The organism is Streptomyces sp. NPDC051636, from assembly GCF_044453765.1.
In the GTDB taxonomy this organism is placed as follows: domain Bacteria; phylum Actinomycetota; class Actinomycetes; order Streptomycetales; family Streptomycetaceae; genus Streptomyces.
Genome location: NZ_JBITDA010000078.1, coordinates 1 through 4,335 on the forward strand (window position 1 = coordinate 1; position 4,335 = coordinate 4,335).

General features: G+C 75.6%; 2 protein-coding genes. Both read right to left on the minus strand.

All coding sequences use genetic code 11. The features are described 5' to 3' along the window. Positions 1 to 1,475 (minus strand): type I polyketide synthase (locus tag ACIBBH_RS42360; protein ID WP_399414310.1); only part of this gene is annotated, 1,475 nt, incomplete at its 3' end. Positions 1,476 to 1,481: 6 nt separating this feature from the next. Next, positions 1,482 to 4,335, minus strand: a 2,854-nt coding sequence (locus tag ACIBBH_RS42365; RefSeq protein WP_399414312.1) for an SDR family NAD(P)-dependent oxidoreductase, incomplete at its 5' end; no start/stop codon positions are given.

Genomic DNA, 4,335 nt, shown 5'->3' on the forward strand with positions numbered 1-4,335 from the left:
ACGACCCACGGCACCACCGGCAGAGCCACCCGCTCCACGGCCTCCGCGGGCTCCTCGGCCGGTGCCTCCTCCACGATGACGTGGGCGTTGGTGCCACTGATCCCGAACGCGGACACGGCGGCGCGGCGCGGGCGGTCGCCCGCGGACCAGGGGCGGTTCTCGGTGAGGAGTTCCACCGCACCGGTGGACCAGTCGACGTGGGAGGTCGGCGCGTCGATGTGCAGGGAACGTGGCAGTACGCCCGCGCGCAGCGCCTGCACCATCTTGATGACGCCGGCCGTGCCCGCCGCCGCCTGGGTGTGGCCGAGGTTGGACTTGACCGACCCCAGCCACAGCGGGGCGCCCGGAGAGCGGCCCTGGCCGTAGGTCGCGAGCAGGGCCTGCGCCTCGATGGGGTCACCGAGGACGGTGCCGGTGCCGTGGGCCTCGACGGCGTCGACGTCGTCGGGGGACAGGCCGGCATTGGCGAGTGCGTCGAGGACGACCTGCTGCTGCGACGGGCCGCTGGGGGCGGTGAGGCCGTTGCTTGCGCCGTCCTGGTTGATCGCCGAGCCCCGGACGACCGCCAGCACCCGGTGCCCGTTGCGGCGCGCGTCCGACAGCCGTTCCAGCAGCAGGACGCCGACGCCCTCCGACCAGCCGGTGCCGTCGGCGGCCTCGGCGAACGGCTTGCAGCGGCCGTCGGGGGCGAGTCCCCGCTGCCGGCTGAAGTCGATGAAGGTGTCGGGGGTGGCCATGACGGTGACGCCGCCGGCCAGGGCGAGGGCGCACTCCCCCGCCCGCAGGGCCTGTGCCGCCAGGTGCAGGGTGACCAGGGAGGAGGAGCAGGCGGTGTCGACGGTGACGGCCGGGCCGGTCAGGCCGAGGGCGTAGGCGATCCGGCCGGACAGGACGCTGCCGGCGGTGCCCGTGCCGAGGAAACCCTCGACCCCGTCGGGCAGGGCGGCGCGGTCGGAGCCGTAGTCGTGGTACATGACGCCCGCGTACACGCCGGTGCGGGTGCCGCGGGCGGCGGCCGGGTCGATGCCGGCGTGTTCGAACGCCTCCCAGGACGTCTCCAGCAGCAGCCGCTGCTGCGGGTCCATGGCCAGGGCCTCGCGCGGGCTGATCCCGAAGAACGCGGCGTCGAACTCGCCTGCCGCGTCCAGGAATCCGCCTTCCTTGGCGTAGCTCTTGCCGAGGGCGTTCGGGTCGGGGTCGTAGAGGTTGCCGGTGTCCCAGCCGCGGTCGTCGGGGAAGCCTCGCATGCCGTCGCCGCCGCCGGCGACGAGCCGCCACAGGTCGTCGGGGGAGGCGACGCCACCGGGGTAGCGGCAGGCCATGCCGACGATGGCGATGGGCTCGCGGGTGCGGGACTCCAGGTCCTCGATGCGCCGGCGGGCCTGCATCAGATCGGCGGTGGCCTTCTTCAGGTACTCGCGCAGCTTCTGCTCGCGGTCGCCGGAGGCTCCGGTGGGTCCAGTGGTTGCTGCCATGGTCGTTCAGCTCCCGGTCTCGCCGTCGAGGAGGGCGAAGAGTTCGTCGTCGGATGCCTCTGCCAGGTCGCCGGTCGCCCGCGTCTCCGGCTGCGGCTCGGTGTCCTGCCAGCGGGCGAGCAGGGCGTGCAGCCGCACGGTGATCCGGGACCGGGTCAGCTGGTCCAGCTCCTGTGTGCCGATGAGGGGTTCGAGATGGTCGAGGCCGCGCAGCAGGGCGGTGGCGGGGTCGTCGTCGGCGGGCGCCAGTTCCTTGTGCAGGTGTGCGACGAGTTCGTGCGGCGTCGGGTAGTCGAAGACGAGCGTGGCGGGCAGCCGTACGCCGGTCTCGGCGGCGAGCGCGTTGCGGAACTCGACGGCGGTCAGCGAGTCGAAGCCGAAGTCCTTGAAGGGCTTGTCGGCCTCGACGGCCTGGCTGTCGGGGAAGCCGAGGACGGTGCGTACGTGCCGGCGTACGAGGTCGAGGACGAGCGCGGCCCGCTTGTCCCGGTCGGTGATCGCGGCGAGTTGGTCGCGCAGCGCGGTGCCGCCGGCTGCCGTGCCGTCCGCGGCGGCCGTGCGGCGGGCGGGGACGCGGACGAGGGAGCGCAGCAGACCGGGCACGGCCCCGCTGAGGGACCGGGCGAGCGCGGGGACGTCGAGCCGGACGGGCACGGTGAGCGCGCGGGGCCCGGCGACGGCCGCGTCGAGCAGGGCCAGGCCCTGTTCCGCGCCGAGGGGCCGCAGGCCGGTGCGGGCCATGCGCTCCAGGTCGGTGTCGGTCAGCTCGGCGCCCATGCCTCCGGTGGCCGGGTCCCACAGGCCCCAGGCGAGGGACACGGCGGGGAGCCCGTGCGCACGGCGGTGCGCGGCGAGGGCGTCCAAGCAGGCGTTCGCGGCGGCGTAGTTGGCCTGCCCGGCGCCGCCGAGGACACCGGCTGCCGACGAGAACAGCACGAACGCCTCGAGCCCATCGGTGAGTTCGTGGAGATGGCGGGCCGCGTCGGCCTTGGGGGCGAGCACGCGGTGCACCTGGGCGGGGGTGAGCCGCCCGACGGTCGCGTCGTCGACGACACCGGCGGTGTGGACGACGGCGGTGATGCCGGGATGGGCGCCGAGCAGGGCGGCGAGGGCGTCCCGGTCGGCGACGTCGCACGCGGCCACCGTGACCTCGGCGCCGGACTCCCGCAGGGCATCGGCGAGTTCGGCGGCCCCGGGGGCGTCAGGACCGCGCCGGCTGGTGAGCAGGAGACTCCGTACGCCGTGGGTGGCCACCAGGTGGCGGGCGACCAGTGCGCCGAGGCCGCCGGTCCCGCCGGTGACCAGCACCGTGCCGGTGCTCGGCCAGGCCGGCTCACCGCCCGCCGGCGCGCTGTCCCGCACCAGCCGGGGGGCGAACAAGTCGTTCCCCCGGACGGCCAGTTCGTCCTCGTCGGAGGCGAGGACACAGGCGGGCAGCCCGTCGTCCGCGCCGAGGTCGGCGAGGAGCAGGCGCCCCGGGTACTCGGTGCGGGCCGCCCGGACGAGTCCGGTGACGGCGGCCTGGCCGAGGTCCGTGACGTCCTCCCCGGCGCCCGTGGCCACGGCGCCCCGGGTGACGATCAGCAGCCGCTCCTCGGGCACGGCGTGCTCCAGCCACTCCTGGAGGGCTTCGAGCACGGTGGTCGCGGTCCCGGCGGCCGAGCCTCCGGCCGGGGCGGCCAGCGCGGACCAGCCGGCCACCGGCAGGGCCTCCACACGGCCGGGCTCGGGCAACGGCAAGAGTTTCCGGGACGCGGTGCCCGGCTCCCCCACGGCGGTCCAGTCGACGCCGTACGCCGCGTCGCCCGCACCCGCCGCACCGCCTCCGGCCGCCACGGGCACGGGACGCAGGGCGAGGGTGCCCACGGTCAGCACGGGCCGCCCGTCCGCGTCGTCGGCGTCCAGGGTCACGGCGCCGGGCGTGCCGGCGGCGACCCGGACGCGCAGGGTACGGGCGCCGGTGGCGTGCAGGGTGACGTCCGACCAGGAGAACGGCAGCCAGGCGGTGCCCGGCTCGGGCGCGGGCAGCAGCTCCCCGGCGGCGATGGCATGCAGGGCAGCGTCGAGAAGGGCGGGGTGGATGCCGTACCCGTCGGTCTCGGTGTCCTCGGGGAGGGCGGCCTCCGCGTGCACGACACCGTCGGCATCGCGCCAGGCCCGCGTCAGGCCCTGGAAGAGGGGGCCGTACTCCAGGCCCAGTGCGGCGAGGCCGGCGTAGAGGTGCTCGGTGTCGAGCGGTTCGGCGGAGGCGGGGGGCCAGGTGACGGTGCCGGGGGCGTCCGGCTCGGAACCGGCCGCCGACAGGACGCCTTCGGCGTGGAGGGTCCAGGTGTCCTCGCCTTCCGGCCGGGAGTGGATCATGAGGGCCGGTTCGTCGCCTTCTCCGACGCGGACGCGCAGGGCGACGGCGCCGGTTTCCGGTACGACGAGAGGGGCGTGCAGGGCCAGGTCGCGGACGGTGCCACGGCCGGCCTGGTCACCGGCCCTGACCGCGATCTCGACCAGCGCGGCACCCGGCACGATGACGGTCCCGTTCACGGCGTGCTCGGCCAGCCACGGGTGCGTGGCCAGGGACAGCCGGCCGGTGAGCAACGCCCCTTCCCTGTCCGGGAGTTCCACGGCGGCACCGAGCAGCGGGTGCCCGCCCGGTTCCAGACCGAAGTCGGCGGGCTCCCCGGCGGCCACGGAGTTGCCGCGGAACCAGTAGGAGCGGTGCTGGAAGGGGTAGGTGGGCAGGTCGACGGCGTGGCGGCCGGTGCCGAAGTAGGCGGTCCAGTCGACCACCGGCATGCGCGTGAGGGCTTCGACGAGGGCCTGGGGCTCGGTGCGGTCGCGGCGGAGGGTCGCCACCGCCCGGGGA